Origin of the sequence: Zobellia sp. B3R18, assembly GCF_018860715.1 — a bacterium.
GTDB classification, from domain to species: domain Bacteria; phylum Bacteroidota; class Bacteroidia; order Flavobacteriales; family Flavobacteriaceae; genus Zobellia; species Zobellia russellii.
Map to the genome: position 1 here is coordinate 264,659 of NZ_JAHKQG010000014.1, position 19,772 is coordinate 284,430.

The window sequence follows — 19,772 nt, forward strand, 5'->3', positions numbered from 1 at the left end:
AAAAGAGTGGTTTAGTTCTTATTCTCCAGAAGAGGAACAAAACGAAAAGAACCGAATTCCTTTTTCTCGAATTCTTTTTCGGACTTTCTGATGAACAAGGTCATGATTTGATCGTCCGTACCTACGGGAATAACCAATCTACCCCCAATTTTCAACTGGCTCATGAGTGCCCTAGGTACTTCTGGAGCACCGGCAGTAACAATTATACCATCATAAGGCGCCTGCTCCGGCAACCCTTTATACCCATCCCCAAAAATCATTTTCTTAGGTCTATAGCCCATTTTTCTAAAGAAAATCTTGGTCTTCTTGAACAGTTCCAATTGGCGTTCTATAGTGTATACCTTAGCCCTTAAAAGCAATAATACTGCCGTTTGATACCCACTGCCCGTACCTATTTCCAAAATATTCTGATCGGGTTTTACCTCTAATAATTGCGATTGAAAAGCTACGGTATAGGGTTGAGAAATAGTTTGATCGGCCGCAATAGGAAACGCCTTATCTTGATAGGCGTGTCCCTCAAAACTACTGTCCATAAATAAATGTCTGGGTATGGTACGTATAGCTTCCAGCACATTTTTATCCGAAATGCCTTTAGCTACCAATACTTCGGCCAACTTATTGCGCATTCCCCTATGTTTTAAAGTATCTCTCAATGGTTTGGTTTTGGAAGGTAAAGTTAACTTGTAAAATTTCAACTCACAAGTCTACCGACTAAATGTCAGCCTTCATTTTTTAAAAACCCGTAAACTTTAATCTTCCTAAATGAAACCCGAAAACTCCGAAACTATCCTTATTTTTGATACAAATTGAAATTTATGCTCAGAGTTGGCGTATTAGGCGCAGGTCATTTAGGAAAAATACATTTACGTCTGTTAAATGAATCAAAAAAATATGAATTGGTCGGTTTTTATGATGCCGATGCTATAAACGGAAAAAAGGTAGCGGATGAATTTGGGTACCATTATTACGACAACATCAATAAACTTATTGAAGCTGTAGATGTAGTAGATATCGTAACCCCTACCCTTTCCCATTTTGATTGTGCCAAAAAGGCTATGGAAAAAGGGAAGCATATCTTTATAGAAAAACCGATAACCAATACTTTTGAAGAAGCAGCCCAGCTTCTTGAACTGGAAAGAAAGTATAATGTTAAAGGCCAAGTAGGACATGTGGAACGTTTCAATCCCGCTTTTTCTGCGGTAAAACACCAGATTAACACCCCAATGTTCATTGAAAGTCATCGTTTGGCGGAGTTCAATCCCCGTGGTACGGATGTGCCAGTGGTGCTAGACCTTATGATACATGATATTGATGCTATTCTTAGCGTTGTAAGATCTGAGGTAAGGCAAATCAATGCAAGTGGGGTTTCGGTCATAAGCAAGTCTCCGGATATTGCCAATGCACGAATAGAGTTTGAAAATGGTTGTGTTGCAAACTTGACCGCTAGTAGGATTTCATTGAAAAACATGCGCAAATCACGTTTCTTTCAAAAAGATGCTTACATATCCGTAGACTTTTTGGAGAAAAAAGTTGAGGTGGTAAAAATGAAGGATGCTCCCGAAAAAGTAGGCGATTTTGATATGGTTCTCCAAAATGCGGAAGGCGAAAAGAAACAAATCTATTTTGAAAATCCCGAAGTGGGCACCAACAACGCCATTCTTGATGAATTAGAAAGTTTTGCAGATGCTATTGCCAACAACACTACACCAATCGTAAGCCTAAAGCAAGGCACACAAGCATTAAAAGTTGCATTACAGATTATTGCTTCTTTTTAAATCTTAAAAAACAAAACCTATGCAGAACATAGCAGTTATAGGTGCAGGAACTATGGGCAACGGAATTGCCCATGTTTTTGCCCAAAACGACCATAATGTACATTTAATAGATATTTCAGAAGATTCGTTGACCAAGGGATTAGCCAACATCTCTAAAAATCTGGATAGAATGTTGGCTAAGGAAAAAATATCAGAGAGCGATAAAAAAGCAACTCTAGACCGTATTTCAACCTTTACCACGCTTAAAGATGGGGTTGCCAACGTAGATTTAGTAGTTGAAGCCGCTTCCGAAAATCTAAATGTAAAACTGGGTATTTTTAAAGAGTTAGACGCTATTTGCAATGAAAAAACCATTTTAGCTACAAATACGTCCTCTATTTCTATCACTCAAATTGCAGCCTCTACAAATCGGCCGCAGAAGGTTATCGGCATGCATTTTATGAACCCTGTTCCCATCATGCAATTGGTAGAAATCATAAGAGGTTATAGCACTTCCGATGAAACTACGGCACAGATTATGGAGCTTTCCATGCAATTGGGCAAAACCCCAACAGAAGTAAACGACTACCCCGGTTTTGTAGCGAATAGGATTCTAATGCCCATGATTAACGAAGCCATTGAAACACTTTACAATGGTGTGGCCGGTGTTTCTGAAATTGATACGGTAATGAAATTGGGTATGGCACACCCAATGGGCCCGCTTCAACTAGCTGACTTTATCGGTTTAGACGTATGCCTATCCATCCTAAACGTTATGTACGATGGTTTTAAAAATCCAAAATACGCACCTTGTCCACTTTTAGTAAATATGGTAATGGCAAAAAAATTAGGGGTAAAATCAGGCGAAGGTTTTTATGATTACAGCGAATCAAAAAAGGCAGAAAAGGTTTCCGGCCAATTTTTATAAAAATTAAAACAAGCTCAGTAGAACCTACAATCCACAAGTAACATAATGATAAAAGATCATCTTTTAGAAATAAAGAATACACTTCCCGAACATGTAACCCTGGTTGCCGTTTCCAAAACAAAGCCGGACGAAGACATTATGGAAGCCTATGCCGCCGGCCAACGCATATTTGGAGAGAACAAGGTGCAGGAAATGACAGGCAAATGGGAGCGCCTGCCAAAAGATATCCAATGGCATATGATCGGCCATTTACAGCGTAACAAAGTAAAGTACATGGCTGAATTTGTTAATTTGGTTCATGGTGTAGACAGCTTTAGACTTTTGACCGAAATCAATAAAAGAGCGGAGCAAAACAACCGTACCATAGACTGTCTTCTTCAAATTCATATTGCGGAAGAAGACACCAAATTTGGACTCAACAAAGAGGAACTGCATGTCATTCTAAATTCGGAAGCATACCGTGAACTTAAAAATATAAATGTGGTAGGTTTAATGGGTATGGCTACTTTTACAGATGATGAATCCCAAGTAAGAAGGGAGTTCAGGCAATTAAAGTCAATTTTTGATTCCATTCAACCTGAAAATCCAAAAATAAAAACCCTATCCATGGGGATGAGCGGAGATTATCAAATAGCTATTGAAGAAGGAAGTACCATGGTACGCATTGGAAGTAGTATCTTTGGTAAGCGGAATTATTAACATTCTACTTTCAACCAAGACCAAACCGCTACCACAGTACAAAAACAGATAGATGTATTCCATTTTAGATATTGAAACCACAGGAGGTAAATTTAATGAAGAAGGCATAACAGAAATTGCCATTCATAAATTTGACGGACATAAGGTGGTAGACCAGTTTATTAGTTTGGTAAACCCGGAAAAAGAGATTCAGCCATTTGTTGTAAAACTTACCGGTATCAACAATAAAATGTTACAGACCGCCCCAAAATTCCATGAGGTGGCCAAACGAATTGTAGAAATAACCGAAGACACTGTACTCATTGCCCATAACGCACAATTTGATTATAGAATATTACGGACTGAATTTAGACGGTTAGGCTATAATTTTGAGCGAAAAACCTTGTGTACAGTTGAGCTTTCCAAAAAATTGATTCCGGAAGCGGAATCACATAGCCTTGGTAAACTGGTAAGGTCTTTGGGCATTGCCGTAAGTGACAGGCATAGAGCAAACGGTGATGCCTTGGCAACACTTCAACTCTTTAAAATATTACTTTCTAAAGACCTTGACAAGACAATCATAAAAAGTGTTATTCGCAAAGAAACGGAAGGTGAACTTTCTGATCGTCAGTTGGATATTGTAGACTCCTTACCCTCCGAAACAGGAGTATATTATATGCACGATAAGGACGGGGAAATACTCTATCTAGGCAAAAGTACCAACATAAAGAAAAGGGTAAATCAGCATTTTACCAAATCAGGCGGACGTTCAAGACAACTACAAAAAGCGACTAAAAAGGTAACTTTTGAAAGAACCGGGAATGAATTGATTGCTCTTTTAAAGGAAAACGAAGAGCTTAAAAGAAACCGACCTAAATATAACCACAGGCCCAAAGCCGTTATTTTTAGTCACGGAATATATGTTGAAAAAAATGAAGCGGGTTACGAAACTTTCAAAATCAGGAAAACAACAGAAAGAAACGGGTCTTTTGCTACGTTTAACAGTCTTGCCGGAGCTACTAACTTTATTTATAAGTTAACCCGTGAGTTCAATCTCTGCGATAAAATAAACGGTATATCAGAAGCTAAGGGCAATTGCTCTAACTACGATAATGATGCGTGCCTTGGTGCCTGCATTTCCAAAGAACCGGTTGAGGAGTATAACCAACGGGCCGCTCAAGCGGTAAATAAATATTCGTTAAACCAAAAAAACGTAGTTATAATAGATAAGGGGCGAGAAATTGGTGAATACAGTGCCGTATTAATAAAAAATGGAGACTTTAAGGGTATTGGTTATTATAACTTGAATCATCAAATTAATAATATTCATATCTTAGAATCTATAATCGTGCCTATGCGCGGTAATCATAATACCACGCACATAATTGAAACCTATATACGTAAAAAACACAGTTTAAAAATTCTAGAATTAAGCGATCAATAAAATTTGAGAGAACATAAACCCGATAAAGGCTGGAAGTATAAAGTTCATGAAATTATTTATGAAGCGGATACTCCTTTGGGTAAATGGTTTGACATTTTGTTGTTTATCCTAATCATCATCAGTGTACTTCTGGTAATGTTGGAAAGCGTAAAATGGATCGATGCAGAATACCACCAAACCCTTTTTATACTGGAATGGGTGGTAACCATCCTCTTTACCATTGAATATATTGCTAGAATCATCAGCATAAAACAACCTAAGAAATACATTTTTAGCTTTTATGGAATAATTGATCTGTTATCTACCATTCCATTATATCTTTCCTATATTTTCGCAGGGTCGCAAGTACTTTTGGCCATCAGGTCATTACGTCTTTTAAGGGTCTTTAGAATCTTAAAATTGGTTCGGTTTTTAGGAGAAGCCTCTCAGCTTAAAAATGCATTAAAAGCAAGTAGGGCCAAAATAACCGTTTTTCTATTTGCCGTACTTATTCTATCTGTAATATTGGGTACGCTCATGTATTTAATTGAGGGAGACGAGGCCGGTTTTACCAGTATACCTACGAGCATCTATTGGACTATAGTAACCCTAACTACAGTTGGCTATGGAGACATTGCGCCCATTACACCACAAGGGCAGTTTATAGCCACATTGATTATGTTGGTCGGTTATGGTGTAATTGCCGTTCCTACGGGTATTGTTACGGTAGAGTTTGGTAAAAGAGGACAAGAACAGAAAAAAGTAGGCAACAATCATTTTGTACACGTAAACACTCAAGCTTGCAGGAATTGTGCTAAAGAAGGTCATAGGGACGATGCCAGCCATTGTTATAATTGTGGAAGCGAGCTGTAATGGAAAAAATACTTTTATCCGTAGTAGGCCCAACCGCGATTGGCAAGACCAAACTTGCAATTTCCCTTGCACAGCATTATAATACCGAAATTATTTCTGCGGATTCCAGACAGTTTTTTAAAGAAATGAGAATTGGTACTGCTGTACCCACACCAGAAGAACTAAGTCAGGCCAAACATCACTTTATACAACATATCAGCATTTTTGATTCGTATTCTGTGGGTGATTTTGAACGGGATGCCCTTCAACTGTTAGAAACCCTTTTCGAAAAAAATCATATAGTGGTCATGGTTGGCGGAAGCGGATTATATACCAAAGCCGTAACCGAAGGTTTGGACGACTTTCCAAAAGTAGACCCAAAAATACGTGAGCAGCTTAATCAACATTTTGCCGAAAAAGGAATTGAATTCTTGCAAAAAGAACTTCAAGAAAGAGACCCCAAGTACTACACATCCGTAGATTTAAACAATCCGCATAGACTTATAAGAGCACTTGAAATTTGCATGGGTACCAACAACCCCTACTCCTCATTTCTATCAAAAAATAAAAAAAATCGTCCGTTTAAAACCATTACTATTGGTTTAGAAGCAGACCGCGCCCTAATTTACGACCGCATTAACCAGCGTGTAGACATTATGGTTAAGGAAGGCCTTGTTGAGGAAGTAGAACAACTAAAAAAACACAAAGAGCTTAACGCGTTACAAACGGTTGGCTACCGAGAGCTTTTCAGTTATTTTGAAAAGCAAGAGAACCCTGATTATAGCCCAGAACATAATGACCTTAACTTTGCCCTAGAGGAAATAAAGAAAAATACACGCAGATTCGCAAAACGACAATTAACTTGGTTCAAACGAAACGAGGAGACCATCTGGATTCCTTATAATGCAGATTTTCAAGAATTGATAGCGATACTAAATAATACTATTTCAAATGAAAAGTAAACACCCCATAATATTCGTCATGGGCGTATCCGGCTCGGGAAAAAGTACAATTGGCAAACTCTTGGCCAAAGAGTTAAATTTAGGATTCTATGATGGGGATGATTACCATCCGGAAGCCAACGTAAAAAAAATGGCCGAAGGCAATCCGTTAGATGACAATGACCGCCAAGGCTGGTTAGAAAAACTGAATCTTCTAGCCATAGAAAAAAGTGATACAGGAGCAGTAATAGCTTGTTCCGCACTTAAAAATAAATACCGCACTATATTACAGAACGGCCTAGATAAGGAACTTCAGTTTGTATACTTAAAAGGAACTTTTGATGAAATTATGGAGCGTCTTTCACAACGCAAAAACCACTTTATGCCCTCAGAATTATTGCGTTCCCAATTCAATACTTTAGAAGTCCCAAAAGAGGCAATTACAGTATCCATTATGCAGACACCCGAAGAAATTGTTGCTAAAATAATTAGCGATTTAAATTAAAAAAGCCCTGATATACAATATCAGGGCTTTTTATAAAATATGCAGTACTACTATACGTCCTCTTTTACCACTAAACGGAAACCTTCTCCGTGAATGTTCAAGATTTCGACCGTATCATCTAATTTTAAATACTTTCTTAGCTTAGCAATGTACACATCCATACTACGGGAAGTGAAATAGTTATCATCTCTCCATATTTTTGTCAATGCTAATTCCCTTGGCATCAAATCATTTTCATGAAGAGCCAAAAGCCTTAAAAGTTCATTTTCTTTTGGCGAAAGTTTAATAGCTTCCTCCTCTTTGTACTTTAAGAATCTGAGTTTAGAGTTTAAGTGGAAGTTTCCAATTTTAAATTCAAACTTCTTACTATCTGCCAATGTATTAGATGCTTTTCTTTGAAGAATAGCTCTAATTTTCATTAAAAGGACTTCAGAATCAAAAGGCTTGTTCAAATAATCATCAGCCCCTGCTTTATACCCTTTTAGAACATCTTCTTTCATGGTTTTAGCGGTCAGGAAAACGATCGGAACATTTTCATTCTTTTCACGAATTTCCTTTGCCAAGGTAAAACCGTCCTTATAAGGCATCATCACATCTAAAATACAGATGTCATAATTATCCTTTTTAAATTTTTCAAACCCCTCCATACCATTCTTGGCTAAAGTGACATCAAAATCATTCATTGATAAATAGTCCTTTAGCACAATTCCAAAATTGGGATCATCTTCTACTAAGAGTATTTTTTTATTAATTGTTTCCATAACTTGTTGAGTTAGATTAAAGGCAATTTTATATAGAAAGTACTTCCCTTTCCTTTTTCACTTTCTGCGTAAACTTCACCTTGGTGATCGTCTACAATCTTTTTTACATATGCCAATCCTAGGCCATGCCCCTTAACATTATGTAAATCTCCCGTGTGTTCACGGTAAAATTTTTCAAATACTTTTTTGACCACGGCTTTGCTCATCCCAGCTCCTTGGTCTTTTATTTCTATTACAATATAATTCTTGGCTACCTCTGTATATATATCTATACGTGGTGCCTTTGTTGAATATTTAATGGCGTTATCCAGAATATTTACGATAACGTTCGTAAAGTGCATTTCACTAGCCAAAACCTCAGTTCTACCTGCGTTTAAATGTGTTTCTATATATCCGCCTCTGTCAGATACAATCAACTCTACGTGGGCAATTGCATCCTCTATTATGTCGTGTACATCTACCCTATCCTTACTAATATCCAACTGGTTCTTCTCCAATTTGGATATTCTCAATACGTTCTCTACTTGGGCATGCATTCGCTTGTTTTCCTCACGAATCATGGTTAAATACCTATCTACTTTTTCCGGGTCTCCTATTATTTTAGGGTTTCGGATAGCCTCTACCGCTAAATTGATAGTTGCAATAGGTGTTTTAAACTCATGTGTCATATTATTTATGAAATCGGATTTTATCTCCGAAATCTGTTTCTGACGTATAAGCTGATAAATTGCACCGGAATACGCTATGACTATGACCAAAGTAAAAAGCAGTGACAACAGCGCCATTTTTATGATAGACTGAATCAAAAACTTTTTCTTCTTTGGAAAAGAGATCAAGAGCGAAAAATTGCTTGCTCCCTCACTATCCTTAAAGATAGCGGTTTCATACAGCATGTCCTTATCAAATTTGAATTTCCTAGACTTTACCTTGGTAGGAAGCCCTCTACTGTACACCCCATATTCATAATCAATATTAAGGTTCCTGTTCTTTAGCTCACGATTTAAAAGCAACTGAATTTCTTGATTGGAAACTCTTTTGTGGATAGGTACTTTCTTGGCGTATTCACTAAAAACGTCTTCAAATTGGGCCTTCTCTATTGCAGAGAGTCCACCAATTTTTTCAAGTTTTTGTACCGCATTCAGCTTATACTCCTTACCGTCCAATCCAAAATCTTCCTTAAAAATAGTTTTGGAACGCTTGCTCGTATAGTTTTTAATTGTGGCTACGGTATCGCTACCATTACCGTTATCAAAGAACGTAGATGCTATATTGTAATCTTCTTCTAAAATACCATGGGAATAAAACCGAATCTCATTGGAGTTTATATCACGGTCTATAAAAAAGATATTTCGTAAATGGGAACTTTTAGGCTCGCCTACACTATCTTTTATATTAATGTAGCGTTCAAAATAATCCTTTGTCTCTCTTTCCTCAATTTTATCCGACACTTCGTTCAAAACTTCGGACACTGTGTTGGAAAATTGTTCTTCCTTATCTTCTACAGACTGCTTTATCCACAAGAACTGAACAGATATTATTCCTATCAAGGAGAGACTCATCAACGCCACCAAAAGGACAAATAACCTCTTATTCATTTAAAAACAAAATTAAAGATTTAACAACTAGTAGATAGTAGGTTTAACCAAACCTTAACAAAAATGTTAAAACTGCGTGAGGCCTATATTTTATTAAGTATATCGCGATGCACATCTAAAACTTGAACCTTGGTTTGCTCTATGTTCTCGTTTTGGATAATATAGTTAGAAGCTTCTATTTTTTTAGCATCGTCCCATTGATTTTTCATTCGTGCTTTTATCCCTTCAACGGTATTGTCACCATCTCGTTGCATAACACGTTCTATTCTTGTCTCCTCCGGAGCGGTCACTAAAATGATACAATCATAAAAATCCTGTGAACCAATTTCGAAGATTATAGCCGCTTCTTGAATTACATATCCTGATTTTTGCTCCTTGGCCCAACCTATAAAATTTTGCCGTACCGCAGGATGAACTATGGCATTGAGGGCCTCTAAAAGTTCCTTGTTATTAAATACCTGCTGTGATACGTACGCCCTGTTCAATACTCCGTTAAGGTAAGCTTCTTCCCCTAACAAATCTTTAATGCTTTTGACCAATTCAGGGGACTCCTGCATTAAACTTTTGGCCCGGTTATCGGAATTGTATACCGGCACCCCCAACTCTCCGAACATTTTGGCAACAGTGGTCTTACCACTTCCTATACCACCTGTTAAACCTACAATGGTCATTTTTTATTCAATATATATTCCACACTGGTTGTTTGCAATTTTACGCTATGCAGACCACTTGGTTTTTTTCTTAATTCTAATTTAAGTTTTTCCCGGTTACCATCTCTTAACTGCCCATAATCTGCAATAACCTCAAAATCCGAAACTTCTAATTTTTTAAGGCGATCCAACTTGGCCTTACATATTACCCCTACTTCATCTGGAAACGTCTTTACCTCAATATTACCGGGAAAGTGAACCGTCTTAATCTTAACCTCAAAAACCTTTTCCGAAAAACGCGCAATTTTTGCAGTAAGCTCCACCTCGTTTGCAGAGTACATCGTGTTTTTTAGTTCTTCAGGTTTAAAAACCGCTACCATTTCAGAAAAATTGGTATCTAGATCTGGCAAGGTCAATTTATGGGTTCGGACCACATTTATGGTATCTATTTCCTTTGAAGGCCCCGTAATGGTAATGGAATCCGGTTTAACTTCCATTTTTCCATCCAACAAATAGTTTCTGGCCATATTGACCTCTACATTTGGTCTAACCGGCACTTTCTTGGAAATAACGGCCAACATACCCACAAAAAGAGTGTCGGTTTCAATATCTATCAAAGACATTGATCCACTTAACTGCTTTTCTACTTGTTTTCTATAAATCTCTTGGGGAATATAAAATATGGAGTCCTTTTGTTTGGCATCCGCTAGGTCAATATCAATTTTTGCATGCTTAAAATTAAAACCTAAAAACTGAAACCCACCGGCCTTAAGCTTAACTTTTAGCTCACTATCCGTAGAACCCTTAAACAAATACCCTTCTGGAACGTTCACATATTCCAAATCAAAATTTGCCGTACTCACATAACTCCGTGAAAGGTTGTTTATGAGCCATATCAAGGTGGAAAAAAACAAAAACACTAAAAATATTTTTACTTTTCTCTTCTTAAGTGCCTTTTTTACAAAATCTACTACCTTGTTTATCAATTATTTAAAAAATAAATATGGAAACAATGTTTCCGGTTCCTTTTTGCTAAAGTTAAGGAAGATGGTCGATTTTAAAAAACCATATCCATATCCCATAAATTGAATGCTCACAGCCACCAAAGACAATAGAGCAACAGCCAAATTTCTATTCTTCAAAAATGAATCTATAAAAATGAGCGAAAAATATATAGTGTATAAATACAAGGGTAAGGGTATACCAACCGCCATAAACACCAAAGATGCCAAAAACCCCAAACAAAACAACGTTGGAAACCAATAAGTCATTTTTGATGTCTTAGGATGCCATTTGTTCAAAATAGGCCGTACACTACCAAATTTCTTCACCTGTATAAAAAACTTGTTCCAATCTATACGGCGTTTATGATATACGAATGCCTCAGGTATTAGTTTAGTATCATACCCTTTCTCCCAAATACGAAAGGTAAAATCCGGATCTTCTCCCGGATGAATTTTACCAAAGCCGCCTACGGTTTCAAATGCGGTTTTGGAAATACCCATATTAAAACTTCGCGGCTGGAACTTATCAACTGCTTTCTTATTACCACGAATACCTCCCGTGGTAAGTACCGATGTCATTGCATAGTTAATAGCCTTTTGTAAAAGACCAAAAGATTCATGCGCTGCATCCGGACCTCCAAAACAATGCACATAGTCCTTGTTCAAAGCGTTATGAACCGCTTCCAAATACCGGGGAGGAATCATACAATCCGAATCTACAATAAGAAAATAATTGCCCTTGGCACGGGCCATTCCGTAGTTTCTGGAATTACCAGGTCCTGAATTTGCCTTTTTATAGTACGATATAGAAAGTCTATCCTTAAAATCTTCCACCACCTTTTCTGAAGAAAGCGTAGAGCCATCCTCCACAATCAGCACTTCAAAATTCTTTGAATAGGTCTGGTGCGTTAGGCTTTCTAATAGCTCCGTAATTTCATCGGGTCTATTATAAACAGGAACTATAAATGAAAAAGATAAATTCATGGGCTTTTTTACGGAAATTCTTAGGGCATTTTACATTACCTTTTTCCGCAATGTAAAATGCCCAAAATTTATGCCGAAAACAAACACTTCGCCAGAATTAAATCTATTGAAACGTATTCTATTTCTACTCGGTAAAGTGCTCTATAACTTCTTGGCTAACCCCTGTATTGGAGAAACCTCCATCATGAAACAAGTTTTGCATGGTAACCTTTTTAGTTAGGTCAGAGAATAGGGTTACCGTATAATCCGCACATTCCAATGCTGTTGCATTTCCTAAAGGTGACATTTTTTCGGCATAGCTAATGAAGCCTCCAAAACCTTTAACACCTTGACCAGCTGTAGTTGGCGTAGGCGATTGAGATATAGTATTGACACGTACATTCTTTTCCTTTCCAAAGAAATAACCAAAGCTACGCGCTACCGATTCTAGATAGGCCTTATTATCCGCCATATCATTATAATCAGGAAAAACGCGCTGTGCCGCCATATAGGTCAAGGCAACAATGCTACCCCATTCCGCCATGGCATCGGCTTTATATAAGCTTTGCAATACTTTGTGAAAAGATAGGGCGGAAACATCCCATCCCTTAGTTGTAAAGTCGTATTTTTCATCTGTGTAAGAACGACCTTTTCTAACATTAATGGACATACCGATAGCGTGCAGTACAAAATCGATTTTCCCACCAAGAATCTCCATAGACTGGGCTACCAAGTTTGCTAAATCTTCTTCGCTAGTTGCATCGGCAGGAATAACCTGAGAACCTGTTTTTTCGGCCAAATCTTTAATTTGCCCTAAACGCATGGCTACGGGTGCATTAGTCAAAACAAAAGTACCACCTTCTTCATGAATGCGTTCTGCTGTTTTCCAAGCTATAGAGTTTTCATCCAAAGCTCCAAAAATAATTCCTCTCTTACCTTTTAATAAATTATACGACATTGTGTTAGATTCTGTTGGTTGTTCTTAAAGCTTCAAAGATATTTAAAAAGTTGGCAACAAATAGTTGCCATGCGAAGAAAAACACATTTATAGTCTTAAAATAGACCTTAAACTAATAATATAACCCCCTGTAGTTAGGTACTAAACCTATATTCTAGTTCAAAAGTTGTCTTGCATGGGCCATTGCAGAATCAGAAAGTTCTTTACCCCCTAACATTTCTGCCAATTCCACTACCCTTTCCTCATTGTTCAATTGCTTCATATTGGTTTTGGTTACAGCACCTTCCTCCTGCTTGTACACCTTAAAGTGATGATCGCCTTTTGAAGCTACTTGAGGTAAATGGGTAATGGAGAATACCTGCATACTTTTGCTCATAGCCTGCATAATATCTCCCATTTTCCCGGATATTTCACCGGAAACACCAGTATCTATTTCATCGAACATAATGGTTGGCAAGTTTTCATACTTGGCCAAAATAGACTTTATAGTGAGCATAATCCTTGACAGCTCCCCTCCGGAGGCTACTTTTTTCAGCTCTCCGTAATCGCCACCTTTATTGGCCGAGAACAAAAATGTAAGGCCGTCCGCACCATTCGCTTTAAAATCATTTGCTTTAAAAAGTTCTATTTTAAACGTAGCACTAGGCATACCCAATGCTTTTAAAGAACTTTCTAATTGCTTTTTAAGCTCCGGCACTACTTTTTTACGTCTAGCCGTCAAGACATCGGCAGCTTTTTGCAGCGCTACTTTCTGATCCGCAAGCTCTTTTTCTTTTCTCTCTATATCCGCCTCAAGGTTTTCCGTAACGCTTACTTTTTCGGAGAGGTCTTCCCTGATCTGTAGCAGTTCGGAAACTTCTTGAACACCATGCTTTTTTTGTAAATCATATAGCTGCTGCAACTTGGTATTGGTCTCTTCCAATAATTGCGGATTGGCCTCTGTGCCTTCTTGGTAATTCTGAAGTTCGGAAGCTATATCATCAACTTCTATAAAAACCGATTGTATACGCTGGTTAAGATCTGCGTACTGACTACCAAATCCGGATAATTTATTGGCCACTTGCTTCAACTCCGTAAGCAAGCTCACAATACCCACCTGCTCATCATTTAAAAGTTGATGTCCGGACGATATAAGCTCCAATATATTCTCTACATTGTTCAGCTGCTCATACTGCTCCTCCAACTCTTCTTGCACCCCCAATTTTAAAGGTGCGGCCTGAAGTTCCTCTAACAGAAAACTATTATAATCATGCTCCTTGTTCGCTTCTTTTTGAAAATCAACAAGTTCTGACAACTCTTTTGAAGTTGTTCTATATAGGCGAAGTTTTGAAGCGTAATCTGTTAATTGAGCCTTGTTATCCGCAAGTGCATCTATAACTTTAAGTTGAAAATCATTATCCGTTAACTGTAAAGTCTGGTGTTGAGAATGCACATCTATAAGACCGCTACCCAAGCGCGAAAGAATATCCAATGTAACGGGAGAATCGTTGATAAAGGCACGGGATTTTCCACTGGGCTGTATCTCTCTTCGGATAATAGTCCGCTCTTCATATTCTAGGTCATTATCCTTAAAGAACGGTTTCAAATTGTATTTTTCAATTTGAAATTCAGCTTCTATAACACATTTATTATCCTTGTTCTGTAGCGAGGATAAATCGGCCCGTTTGCCCAGAACAAGGGATAAACCACCCAATAAAATAGATTTACCGGCACCGGTTTCGCCCGTAATACAGGTAAACCCATTGGTAAAGTCTACATTGAGATTATCTATTAATGCGTAATTTTTTATGGAAAGGTGTACTAGCACAGTTTTCTATTCGATTTGTGCCGTAAAGATAATTGATAATTCCGTACGGAAACAACTAGTACTTAATATCGTTCCAAGTACTGGAGTATAATGGCGCTATACTATTAAGTGTTTCTTTCAACTGAACGATATCCACTTTTGGACCATCAGAGAAAATATTCTGAATCTCGTCTGATTTGGCATCAAAAAAAGTCTGGACCAGAAAAGCATTGGGCCTACGCTTGATCATAGTTTCAAACAATTTCATAGTACCGGCAATAACCTGTTTTCCCGTACTGTTGTTATCGCCCAAAATATCCAATCCCTTACGATGGTAGTTATACATGGCAATACGATATTCGCGATACGTATTGGACAAAAGATTATCCACGAGCTCAAACCTACTGCGATCACTATTCTGATCCCAGCCTGCATAATTACTACTTTGTGCCTGTGTTGTAATTTGTTGTGCCTTTCTAAAATATTCCGTGCCGCCTTCCAAAGAAAAAGTATCTGCATCCAACCCTAAAATAATATACACGTAGTAAGACACCACACTAATTAAATTAGATTCGAATACGTTTTCATTGAACACCAAAGGTTGAAACTCTATATACTCAAAATTCAACTGATTGTCCTTGTAATTAAAAACAGGCGTTTCATAAGATGTATTAAAAACAGGCCGTGAAGATTGTATCTGGATGTTCCCTTCAAAACGATTGGATTCGTACTTGGTAATGGTAATGAACATTTGCGTATTAATACGCTCATTTTCCTTGAAGGTACGATTCGTCCATTTATTTTTATTGACAAAATCGTTCAGAGACCGTTCTAACGTACTAAATATCTGCTGATTGGTCTGCGATACCTGATCGGCGTTTATAGTAACAACGCAGTTCATTTCCTGTGCCGATACGGACACCATAAAGAATGAACCTAAAAGTAAAAAAATGAAGTTACGCATGGTATCTTTTCAAGATTTCGTCAAAAATGTCTTTGGCAACCTCCGCCTTTGTCTTTAGTTCAAACGGCTTAATTGATGAATTCTTATCTATAAAAGTAATTTTGTTCGTAGGTTTTCCAAAACCAGCCCCTTTGTCGTTCAGTGAATTAAGAACAATTGCATCTAAATTCTTCTTTTTAAGCTTAATTTTAGCGTTCTCCAACTCATTTTCTGTCTCTAGAGCAAACCCCACTAAAAACTGTTTGTGCTTTTGATCGCCCAGTGAAAGCAAGATATCTTTGGTTTTTACCAATTCAATAGAAAACTCGGTTACCTTCTTCTTTATCTTCTGGTCTGCAACAGTTTTTGGTCTGTAATCTGCTACCGCAGCGGCACAAATAGCAATATCTACCTCCTTATAATGTAAATGCACCTCATTGTACATTTCCTCAGCCGAGGTAACTTTTTTTAGGTCTATTGATTCATGTGTAACCGAAAACTTAGAAGGCCCAGACACCAAGATTACTTCAGCTCCTAGATTAGCCGCAACCGAAGCCAGCTCATACCCCATTTGCCCGGAAGCGTGATTACCAATAAAACGTACAGGATCAATAGCCTCATATGTAGGCCCAGCTGTAATGAGCACTTTCTTTCCGCTAAGCGGAAGTCCCTTTTTTAAATAGCCCTTAACAAACCCTACAATATCTTGTGGCTCCGCCATGCGCCCTTCTCCATGGAGACCACTTGCCAGTTCCCCAGAAGTTGCCGGAATCATAACGTTCCCAAAAGACTGCAATTTCTCAAAAGAATTCTTAGAGGATGGATGCTTGTACATATCCAAATCCATTGCAGGCGCAAAGAAAACAGGACATTTAGCAGACAAATACGTAGCGAGCAATAAATTATCGCAGGTACCCGAAGCCATTTTAGAAAGGGTGTTTGCCGTTGCTGGAGCAACCAGCATTAAATCTGCCCAGAGCCCCAATTCCACATGATTGTTCCATTCTGTTGCATCCTCTTCTTTTTTCACAAAAGAAGAAAGCACTGGGTTCTTGGAAAGGGTTGCTAAGGTAAGTGGGGAAACAAAAGAACTGGCGCTCTCCGTCAAAATAATTTTGACATTGGCGCCAGCTTTAATCAGTAAACGTACGAGAAAAGTAGTTTTATAAGCGGCAATCCCTCCGGTAATGCCTAAAAGGATGTTCTTACCGCCTAGCATATACTACTGGTCTTTCTCCGTATTTCTGTGATAAATTTTGTCATTTAACCACTCCTCCACTGCTAGAGCATGTGGTTTAGGTAACTTTTCGTAGAACTTAGATACTTCAATCTGCTCTTTATTCTCAAAAACTTCCTCTAAGCTATCGCTATACGTAGCAAATTCCTCTAACTTTTCTAAAAGTTCTTTCTTAATTTCAGAATTGATCTGTACCGCTCTTTTAGCCGCAATTGAAATTGCTTCATAGATGTTATCCGTTGGACGGTCAAACTCATTTTTGTTGATCGTTACTGTGGACACTGGAGCGTTCGAATTCTTAAGATCGTTCATATTCATAGTCAAACTAATTTATTTTGCTTCTTTCTCTTGGGTAAAACCCTGTAATTGTAACTGTACTTTTTCAAGTATCTTATCCGCCTTATCGGCATATTTTGTTTTAGGGAACTGCTTTTTTAATGCGTTATAGTCGGCAATAGCTTCTTTTAAACGCTCTTCCTGCAATCTTTCAAAACTATTCAAAGCAAACCTTGAAGCAGATTCAAACCTATAGAACATGGCATCTTCACGATAAATAGAGCCCGGGAAATCCGAAACAAAATTATCAAATGCTGCTACTGCAGGTGTAAGGAACGTATAATCAAACTGACCCAATTTATTAAACTGCTTGGCAATTTCATACGCCTTTAGTTCTTTTTTTGTTGTCAGCTCCTTTGCCATTGCGTTCGCTTCGGCAAAATACTCAGAATCTGGATATGAGTTGATGAAAAGTTGCAATTTTGCCAAGGCCTTATCCGTATCCGTTTGATCCAAAGAATACGATGGCGAAAGTTCAAAATAACTTTTAGCTCCTAAAAAAGAAGCCTCACCAACTTTATCACTTTTAGGGTAAGATTTCACAAAACGTTCAAACTGATAGCCCGCCATATTATAATCTTTCCTCTGGAAATAGGTATCTGCCAAGAAAAACATGACACGTTCGCCCTGGGGCTTACCAATATATTTAGGTGCTATTTGTTCAAAAAGACGATTGGCCCTTTTCATATCACCTTCCTCATAGAATTTCTGAGCCAGGTCATACTTGGGCTTAACTTCTTCATTTTTAAGTACCTTCTGATATTCGCTACATGACTGTGTCATAAGAGCGAGCAATAAGACAGGGGCTAATAACCTCATTTTAAAAAGCATTTTGCAAAATTACGGATTCCGAACGGATATAAAAAACAAAAAATAAAGTAGCTAAAATAGCATTCTAGAACCCTTACACCAATGCTTTTGGGGAAGATTTAACACCACTTAGGCAAAAACCTTAAAAGGTTTTACAAAGTCCGCAATACTTTTTTTCAAGTTTTCGGAGGCTTCCATGAGCGGAAGTCTAACACCGGCATTGGCAAGACCTAAAACCTCAAAAATAGCTTTTATTCCCGCAGGGTTACCCTCTTGAAAAATCAATCCCATACCATCTTGGAGCTCATAATGCTGTCTATAAGCTTCATCTACCTTACGGTCCAATCCCAATCTGATCATATTGGAAAACTCCGCAGGTAATCCTTGCCCTATTACAGAAATAACTCCAGAACCACCAGCAAGCACTGTAGCTAAGGCCGTAGCATCATCTCCTGAAATTACATGAAATCCCTTGGGACATCCTTTGATCAGCTCCTGTACTTGCATCAAGTTTCCGGATGCTTCTTTAATAGCTACAATATTATCTACATCATTAGCTAAACGTATAACGGTTTCCGGAAGCATATTGCTACCCGTCCTTCCTGGCACATTATAAAGTATGATAGGTTTTGGTGAAACTTGGGCAATTGCCTTAAAGTGTTGATAGATGCCTTCTTGTGTAGGCCTGTTATAGTAGGGAGATACTGATAGAACAGCATCAAAATTGGTGAGGTCTAAATTCTGTAATTCCTCAATAACGGCAACCGTATTATTACCACCTACACCAACTACTAAAGGTAATCTGCCTGCATTGGCAATAGTAACCGTATCAATAACCAACTGTTTTTCGGCCTTAGTAAGTGTTACGGATTCACCAGTGGTACCTAATACCACCAAATAATCTACACCACCGTCCACACAGTAATTAACGATGTTATGCAAAGCATCTACGTCTACTGAAAAATCTGTTTTGAACGGAGTGATCAACGCCACACCTGTACCAATTAATTGCTTCATTATTCAATTTCGTTTAATACACCAAGGTATTTTTTAAGCTCCGATTTAAAGGTCTTAAAATCTTTCAATGGTGAATCCATTATCAAATCATTATACATGAGATCCACATCTTTGAAACCTACACGAAATCGGGCCCTAGTTTTTACGCTCATCAACTGTAGCAATAAATTATCAGAGGTATAATAGTTTACGAGCAAATCATACTCCCTACTTAAAAATTCAAGTGCGTAACTATTTTCTATAGCTCCGTTCCACCCAAGGTCCTTATCCGAAAAAACAGGGGTGGCATACGGCGAATTTTTGTCGTAATAACTTTTATAACCAATAATCTTTACCGCATTCGGTCGCAAATTATAATCTTCTACGAACGCATAAAACTGGTTCGCATCATCAAAACTGTCCAGATCTACAATGCAACCAATTGAAGTAATACCTTTACTTCTTTCAATTACCGGCGGATCTTTAGCCAGTTCTTGTTTCAGAAATTTAACGCTCGATTTGTATTTGAACTTATCTTTTATTCCCTTAAACATGTACTTTTACATTTTGAACCATTCTGGTATGCAAAAATGGAATGGCTTCTACAAATGTAAAGAATCTCCACGCATAATATGGCGCTAAGATAAAACGA

At 37.9% G+C, this 19,772-nt stretch carries 21 protein-coding genes; 7 read left to right on the top strand and 14 right to left on the bottom strand.

What is annotated here, in order from left to right; translation table 11 throughout:
- Positions 1-11: 11 nt before the first annotated feature.
- The gene (locus KO513_RS17750; protein ID WP_215439068.1) at positions 12-653 is read right to left on the bottom strand and encodes a protein-L-isoaspartate(D-aspartate) O-methyltransferase; all 642 of its coding nucleotides are present in this window, start codon (positions 651-653) and stop codon (positions 12-14) included.
- A gap of 162 nt (positions 654-815) precedes the next feature.
- Here KO513_RS17750 and KO513_RS17755 point away from each other — a divergent pair, with 162 nt between their 5' ends.
- The 7 genes from KO513_RS17755 to KO513_RS17785 are packed head-to-tail and all read left to right on the top strand — an operon-like array spanning position 816 to position 7,081.
- Complete coding sequence (locus KO513_RS17755; protein WP_215914570.1) at positions 816-1,775, top strand: Gfo/Idh/MocA family protein; 960 nt, start codon at positions 816-818, stop codon at positions 1,773-1,775.
- A 19-nt stretch (positions 1,776-1,794) separates the two neighbouring features.
- Positions 1,795-2,682 (top strand): 3-hydroxyacyl-CoA dehydrogenase family protein, encoded by an 888-nt coding sequence (locus tag KO513_RS17760; protein WP_215914571.1) that lies wholly within the window; start codon positions 1,795-1,797, stop codon positions 2,680-2,682.
- 42 nt (positions 2,683-2,724) lie between these two features.
- Positions 2,725-3,381 (top strand): YggS family pyridoxal phosphate-dependent enzyme, encoded by a 657-nt coding sequence (locus KO513_RS17765; RefSeq protein WP_215914844.1) that lies wholly within the window; start codon positions 2,725-2,727, stop codon positions 3,379-3,381.
- Positions 3,382-3,433: 52 nt separating this feature from the next.
- A complete protein-coding gene (locus KO513_RS17770; protein ID WP_215914572.1) occupies positions 3,434-4,804 on the top strand; it encodes an exonuclease domain-containing protein in 1,371 nt (456 codons plus the stop codon).
- Between the two features lie 3 nt (positions 4,805-4,807).
- A complete protein-coding gene (locus KO513_RS17775) occupies positions 4,808-5,656 on the top strand; it encodes an ion transporter (protein WP_215439064.1) in 849 nt (282 codons plus the stop codon).
- Positions 5,656-6,597 carry a tRNA (adenosine(37)-N6)-dimethylallyltransferase MiaA gene (gene miaA / locus KO513_RS17780; protein WP_215914573.1) on the top strand — a complete coding sequence of 314 codons (942 nt, stop codon included), beginning with the start codon at positions 5,656-5,658 and terminating at the stop codon, positions 6,595-6,597. The genes KO513_RS17775 and miaA overlap by 1 nt, the downstream gene beginning before the upstream one ends.
- Positions 6,587-7,081 carry a gluconokinase gene (locus KO513_RS17785; protein WP_252735947.1) on the top strand — a complete coding sequence of 165 codons (495 nt, stop codon included), beginning with the start codon at positions 6,587-6,589 and terminating at the stop codon, positions 7,079-7,081. The genes miaA and KO513_RS17785 overlap by 11 nt, the downstream gene beginning before the upstream one ends.
- Positions 7,082-7,131: 50 nt before the next feature.
- Here the strand turns inward: KO513_RS17785 and KO513_RS17790 are convergent, their stop codons facing one another.
- From KO513_RS17790 to KO513_RS17850, 13 genes are all read right to left on the bottom strand, one after another.
- On the bottom strand, positions 7,132-7,842 hold the full coding sequence (locus tag KO513_RS17790) for a response regulator transcription factor (RefSeq protein ID WP_215439062.1): 711 nt from the start codon (positions 7,840-7,842) through the stop codon (positions 7,132-7,134).
- 11 nt (positions 7,843-7,853) lie between these two features.
- Complete coding sequence (locus KO513_RS17795; protein WP_215439061.1) at positions 7,854-9,437, bottom strand: sensor histidine kinase; 1,584 nt, start codon at positions 9,435-9,437, stop codon at positions 7,854-7,856.
- A gap of 83 nt (positions 9,438-9,520) precedes the next feature.
- The gene (coaE, locus tag KO513_RS17800) at positions 9,521-10,108 is read right to left on the bottom strand and encodes a dephospho-CoA kinase (protein WP_215439060.1); all 588 of its coding nucleotides are present in this window, start codon (positions 10,106-10,108) and stop codon (positions 9,521-9,523) included.
- Positions 10,105-11,007 carry a CdaR family protein gene (locus KO513_RS17805; RefSeq protein WP_215914574.1) on the bottom strand — a complete coding sequence of 301 codons (903 nt, stop codon included), beginning with the start codon at positions 11,005-11,007 and terminating at the stop codon, positions 10,105-10,107. Before KO513_RS17805 ends, coaE begins: the two co-directional genes overlap by 4 nt.
- Before the next feature lie 66 nt (positions 11,008-11,073).
- Positions 11,074-12,075 carry a glycosyltransferase gene (locus KO513_RS17810; RefSeq protein WP_215914575.1) on the bottom strand — a complete coding sequence of 334 codons (1,002 nt, stop codon included), beginning with the start codon at positions 12,073-12,075 and terminating at the stop codon, positions 11,074-11,076.
- Between the two features lie 124 nt (positions 12,076-12,199).
- Positions 12,200-13,012: an enoyl-ACP reductase FabI gene (locus tag KO513_RS17815; RefSeq protein WP_215439057.1), complete on the bottom strand. Its 813-nt coding sequence runs from the start codon at positions 13,010-13,012 to the stop codon at positions 12,200-12,202.
- 154 nt (positions 13,013-13,166) lie between these two features.
- The gene (recN, locus tag KO513_RS17820) at positions 13,167-14,819 is read right to left on the bottom strand and encodes a DNA repair protein RecN (RefSeq protein WP_215914576.1); all 1,653 of its coding nucleotides are present in this window, start codon (positions 14,817-14,819) and stop codon (positions 13,167-13,169) included.
- 55 nt (positions 14,820-14,874) lie between these two features.
- Positions 14,875-15,762 (bottom strand): DUF4835 family protein, encoded by an 888-nt coding sequence (locus KO513_RS17825; RefSeq protein WP_215439055.1) that lies wholly within the window; start codon positions 15,760-15,762, stop codon positions 14,875-14,877.
- A complete protein-coding gene (gene coaBC / locus KO513_RS17830) occupies positions 15,755-16,960 on the bottom strand; it encodes a bifunctional phosphopantothenoylcysteine decarboxylase/phosphopantothenate--cysteine ligase CoaBC (protein WP_215914577.1) in 1,206 nt (401 codons plus the stop codon). Before coaBC ends, KO513_RS17825 begins: the two co-directional genes overlap by 8 nt.
- Before the next feature lie 3 nt (positions 16,961-16,963).
- The gene (locus tag KO513_RS17835; RefSeq protein ID WP_197057960.1) at positions 16,964-17,296 is read right to left on the bottom strand and encodes a DNA-directed RNA polymerase subunit omega; all 333 of its coding nucleotides are present in this window, start codon (positions 17,294-17,296) and stop codon (positions 16,964-16,966) included.
- Between the two features lie 12 nt (positions 17,297-17,308).
- Positions 17,309-18,133: an outer membrane protein assembly factor BamD gene (locus KO513_RS17840; protein WP_246560469.1), complete on the bottom strand. Its 825-nt coding sequence runs from the start codon at positions 18,131-18,133 to the stop codon at positions 17,309-17,311.
- A gap of 120 nt (positions 18,134-18,253) precedes the next feature.
- Positions 18,254-19,141 (bottom strand): 4-hydroxy-tetrahydrodipicolinate synthase, encoded by an 888-nt coding sequence (dapA, locus tag KO513_RS17845; protein ID WP_215439052.1) that lies wholly within the window; start codon positions 19,139-19,141, stop codon positions 18,254-18,256.
- Positions 19,141-19,674, bottom strand: coding sequence for a DUF6913 domain-containing protein (locus KO513_RS17850; protein WP_215439051.1), 534 nt, complete (start codon positions 19,672-19,674; stop codon positions 19,141-19,143). The genes dapA and KO513_RS17850 overlap by 1 nt, the downstream gene beginning before the upstream one ends.
- Positions 19,675-19,772 lie beyond the last annotated feature (98 nt).